This window comes from Allocoleopsis sp., from assembly GCF_036703385.1.
In the GTDB taxonomy this organism is placed as follows: Bacteria; Cyanobacteriota; Cyanobacteriia; order Cyanobacteriales; family Coleofasciculaceae; genus Allocoleopsis.
This window is the reverse complement of the sequence record NZ_DATNPA010000490.1, coordinates 1-4,177: the sequence shown is the minus strand read 5'-3', so window position 1 is coordinate 4,177 and position 4,177 is coordinate 1. Positions and strand designations below refer to the sequence as shown.

General features: G+C 47.6%; 5 protein-coding genes. 2 read left to right on the top strand and 3 right to left on the bottom strand.

Annotated features, from left to right (window positions below):
- A partial coding sequence (locus V6C93_RS24050) for an HIT family protein (protein WP_333479203.1) occupies window positions 1-212 on the top strand: 212 nt, incomplete at its 5' end.
- A 7-nt stretch (window positions 213-219) separates the two neighbouring features.
- Here V6C93_RS24050 and V6C93_RS24045 read toward each other — a convergent pair.
- Entirely contained in the window at window positions 220-885 is a 666-nt protein-coding gene (locus V6C93_RS24045) for a DUF938 domain-containing protein (RefSeq protein ID WP_333479202.1), read from the bottom strand.
- Between the two features lie 469 nt (window positions 886-1,354).
- On the opposite strand from V6C93_RS24045, the gene V6C93_RS24040 reads away from it, so the two are divergent.
- Window positions 1,355-2,431 (top strand): DUF3474 domain-containing protein, encoded by a 1,077-nt coding sequence (locus V6C93_RS24040; protein WP_333479201.1) that lies wholly within the window; start codon window positions 1,355-1,357, stop codon window positions 2,429-2,431.
- Window positions 2,432-2,679: 248 nt separating this feature from the next.
- Here V6C93_RS24040 and V6C93_RS24035 read toward each other — a convergent pair whose 3' ends face one another.
- Window positions 2,680-3,654: a 50S ribosomal protein L11 methyltransferase gene (locus tag V6C93_RS24035; protein ID WP_333479200.1), complete on the bottom strand. Its 975-nt coding sequence runs from the start codon at window positions 3,652-3,654 to the stop codon at window positions 2,680-2,682.
- 179 nt (window positions 3,655-3,833) lie between these two features.
- The coding region (locus V6C93_RS24030) for an HNH endonuclease (protein ID WP_333479199.1) at window positions 3,834-4,177 on the bottom strand (344 nt) is incomplete at its 5' end.

Below are 4,177 nucleotides of genomic sequence, written 5' to 3'. Positions count from 1 at the left end.
AATCTGCTTGCTGGTTTATGGTCAACAAAGTACAAGAAATTTTAAGTAAACAATTTCAGCCTGATGGTTTTAATGTGGGAATGAACATCAATAGAGAGGCCGGACAAAAGATGATGCACGCCAATATACATATTATTCCTCGTTACCAAGGTGATGATGTCGGTTCTAAAGGCGGAATGAGAAATGTGATTCCTAAGAAAATTAGAAAATAGGAGAACTTCAGGACATTTCTACCTGAAAGATAACAGAAAGATTATTCGCTGGCATGGCATAGGTTGTGATTAACGAAAGGTGCTGCTCTCGTGCAACGGCCACCACGTCATCCAAATCGCGTACCCCCCACTCTGGGTTTTGCGCCTGAAGACTCTCATCAAAAGCCGCATTGCTGGATGCTGTATGCCTGCCACCTTGTTTGAAGGGGCCGTATAGATACAAAATGCCACCCGGAGGAAGAATCCGCCCTGCCCCTGCTATTAATCCTAAACAGGCTGACCAAGGGGCAATGTGAATCATGTTAATGTTGACGATCGCAACAATCGGAGCGTACTTCAAATCTACATCCTGCAACGGTTCTGGCAGTTCATCCCCTTCGATCGCCCAAACCGGATCGCAAACATCCAACGCGATCGGGGGATACAAATTATCCGCAGGGCAATATTCCCGCCATGCTGCAATACTCGCTCTTGCTATTGGGTTGGGGTCAGATGGAATCCACTTGTGCCGGATGAGTCGGGGTGCAAAAAAGACAGCATGTTCTCCTGTGCCACTGGAGACTTCTAACACGGTGCCGGTGGGTGGAAGAACTTGTAAAAGCACATCCAAAATGACCTCTCGATTACGTTGTGTCGCGGGGGCATACTGCCGGGCATCTAGGGATTCATTCATCTGAGCTGTGTAGGATGGGTAGAAATTTGACCATTGTCACTCAGGGTAAACCATCCCCAGCAACGGCAATTCCCAAGGGATACCTGCTCTGTGCGTAGCGATCGCATCAGCAGTAGCGACGTTAGGAGGGTTGGTGTGATGATAGCTACTCACAATCCTTATTAATCCGCGATTTTGAAACTTATCTTAACAAATCCACTCATAAGAGGGTAGAATGAATCCGGTTTCTCACCCGCATTTCGCACTTCTAACTGGGACACTCGATTTTTTCATCAAGCAATGGAGGTCGCACTGATTTTCCCAAAACATGCATTCAACAAGCCAGCTTGGATGAGAATTGCGAACGGGTCGTTTATGCGAACTCAATCATGTTAACCGTTGCTGGGTCAAAGTTCTGGCTTTGAATAGCTGAGTGTGGTCTGTAAAAGACGGAATGTGGGTTTTCAAGTCAGGTCAAATCGGAAAGTTAGTGCAATCAAACACTGTTCTCAATCAGGCGACGAGTCCAGCCTCGTCCACCCGTACAACAGAGCTACCCTTTACTCTTCAAGATCTAAAGGCAGCCATTCCCGCCTACTGTTTTGAACCCTCAGTCTGGAAATCTCTGAGTTACTTCTTTCTAGATATTGGGATTATCGCGGGGCTCTATGCGATCGCCTATAGCCTGGATTCCTGGCTGTTTTATCCAATTTTCTGGTTAATGCAAGGAACCATGTTTTGGGCCTTGTTTGTGGTTGGGCACGATTGCGGACATGGCTCCTTCTCTAAGCTCAAATGGCTGAATAGCTTCATTGGACACCTTTGCCATATCCCCATTCTTGTCCCCTACCACGGTTGGCGGATTAGCCACAGAACTCATCATGCCAACACGGGCAACCTGGATACCGATGAAAGCTGGTATCCGGTTTCCCAGACCAAGTACGAGCAGATGCCCTGGTATGAAAAGCTGATCCGCTTCTATTTGCCATTGCTCGGTTACCCGATCTATCTATTCAAGCGATCGCCGGATCGGGAAGGTTCCCACTTTCTCCCCAGCAGTCCCCTCTTCCGTCCCTCTGAAAAGTGGGACGTGTTGACCAGTACTGCCCTCTGTGTGCTGATGGTCGGTTTCTTAGGCGGGCTAACCTATCAGTTTGGTTGGCTATTTTTATTCAAGTACTACTTCGTTCCCTATCTGATATTTGTGATATGGCTGGCTCTGGTCACCTTCCTGCATCACACAGAACCTGATATCCCTTGGTATCGCGGGGATGATTGGTATTTCCTCAAAGGTGCATTATCTACGATTGATCGCGACTACGGCTTTATCAATCCCATCCATCATGACATTGGTACCCATGTGGCTCATCACATCTTTTTGAACATGCCGCACTACCACTTAAAGACCGCAACAGAGGCGATTAAACCTTTGTTGGGCGATCTTTATCGCAAGTCTGATGAGCCAATTTGGAAGAGCTTTGTACGCTCTTACTGGGCTTGTCATTTTGTCTCCGATCAAGGTTCTAAAGTTTACTACCAATCACCCACCAATCGACCACTGTTCTAACTCGAATGGCACTGACTGAAGCGACAAGTGATCGTTTCTTGGAAAAACCAAGATTGAGGGGGTTCCCCCCAAACCCCCTCCTCACTCTCATCTCCGGTACACAAGGGTTGGTTGGTGAGGTATGAGATCTCTTAAGTCAGTGCCATTCGTTCTAAGTCGCATTGCAAAAGTAGACTACAGGGTTAGGGGCATGACATGTCGTGCCCCTCCCTAATCTTTAATAGGGTATTGGATTAATCGCGATCGCATTAGGCAAGGCGATGGGCAAGAGCAACCCACTCATTGAATCGTTCACAATCGATGGTTTCAAATCCTGCCTCTGTTAACGAGGAGGTAATCTCTTGTTCATAATCCGTAGTAAAACCGGCTGTAATCAGGAGTCCCGGATAGGCAGTAGTCCGACGCAACGCACGATGAAAGTCATCAGCAAGGGCAATATGTACCCGCGCCAGGATATTGGCAACAATCACATCAAACCTTTGTGTTGCCTCGACTTTGGGCACAATCTCGCTAGTATCTCCGCCCATCCAATGCCCCAATTCACTTCCACCTCCGAGGCTCCCTTCCATAACCGTTACCTGCTGCTCTACGCCATTCCGATATACAGAATCCTGAGTGGCTTGCACCGCAGTACTATCATTATCTAAGGCTAAGACTGTCGCCCCAAGCTTTGCCATTCCGATACTCAGAATGCCTGAACCCGATCCAAGGTCGAGGACATTCATGCTGGGGACAATGTACCGCTCAATCAGTCGCAGGCTCAGCATGGTGGCTGGATGTAGACCACTGCCAAAGGAGAGGGTTGTCTTCAATCTTAAGGGTATGTCGTTGGCGGTCTCAGATTGATAAAGTGCATCGGGAGCGAGTACAACGAACCGTTGTCCGATCCGATGGATGAAGGGGTTGAGTTCTTCGTCCTGTGTAGGTTTATCATCCACCACTCTCACTTGAAGTTCAGTCGCGAGTCCTGTGCGGTTCAGGGGTAGCAGCAAATTAACGATTTTTTCCACATGTTCGCGGGAACATTTCTGGTGGTTTAAATAGAAGCGAATTGTAAACGTCCAACTGGGTTGTGCTACATCCCGCTCACAAGGCTGGGATAGGTTTGAGCCAGAGTATTCCGTAATCCGAACATCATCAATATCCTTAATCTCAGCCAACAGCGTACAGACCCAATCAACCGCCTCATGCGTTGTATCGAGGCTCAATTCCATCCACGACATCGTTTGTTCCTAGGAGCGAGCTGCACAGTTAGCTGCACAGTTATAGAACCAGTCTTGACCAAACGGTGAAGCTCACCAATGCCAATTAAAGTCAGCGACTCCCTCATGAGAGCCGCTGCTCTCCAAAACCGTGCTTGAAAGTTTCCCTTCACACGGCTCCTCAATAATTTGGTGTACTGTCAAACACACCTCATTACCCATTTCCCTTCAACCATTTCTAGCTTTCTGGGGGGCTTAGGCTCGGCACTGTTACAGCCAGATTGGTTACCTGAGACATCTACAAAGTCATTTAGATTTGGATTAGTGTTATTTGAGTATGCTCTTGCAATCTCTTTGGCACGTTCAAACCTTTCGGTTATTTCCATCTCTTCCGATTTAGCTTTCGCTATGTCTGTAGCTGTCTTTATATCGTGGCAATGTCTGTGAAGGAGCTGCCAATTGTCGTATTTATCCTTTCCACCTTTCGATTTCGGGATTTTATGGTCAATCTCCATCACATCTTCCTCGCGGAAGTGTAACTCGC